This is a genomic window from Arthrobacter sp. CAL618 (assembly GCF_000468215.1).
Lineage (GTDB): Bacteria > Actinomycetota > Actinomycetes > Actinomycetales > Micrococcaceae > Arthrobacter_D.
The window spans coordinates 8,725-9,098 of the sequence record NZ_ASZW01000253.1 but is presented as its reverse complement, the minus strand read 5'-3'; the positions used below and the strand labels follow the sequence as shown (position 1 = coordinate 9,098).

The following is a 374-nucleotide window of genomic DNA, read 5'->3' as shown; positions in this document are numbered from 1 at the left end:
CCCGCCCCGAGACGGCCACCGCCGTGCGGTACGCACTCGAGGAATTGGCTGACCGGGCGCCGGGCAACAGCGTAGAGGTGCGGGTGCCGCCGTTTGGTGTGGCGCAGTGCATTGGCGGACCACGCCACACCCGGGGCACCCCGCCGAATGTGGTGGAGACCGACGCCGCCACCTGGCTGGCACTGGTGACTGGAAGTCTCGCCTGGGCCGACGCCGTCGGCGCCGGAAAGGTTGCCGCCTCGGGGCAGCGGGCCGACCTGAGCGATTGGCTTCCCCTGTTCCCCACCGGCACTCCGCCGACACCGTGACAGCTCAACATTCACTTCGCCGAACCACCTTCATCACTGAAGGTGTGCGGTCGTCGGTGGCGGCCG

General features: G+C 70.1%; 1 protein-coding gene. It reads left to right on the top strand.

Annotated features, from left to right (window positions below; translation table 11 throughout):
- Positions 1 to 308, top strand: a 308-nt coding sequence (locus tag K728_RS0115235; RefSeq protein ID WP_024477208.1) for a sterol carrier family protein, incomplete at its 5' end; no start/stop codon positions are given.
- Between the last annotated feature and the right edge of the window lie 66 nt (positions 309 to 374).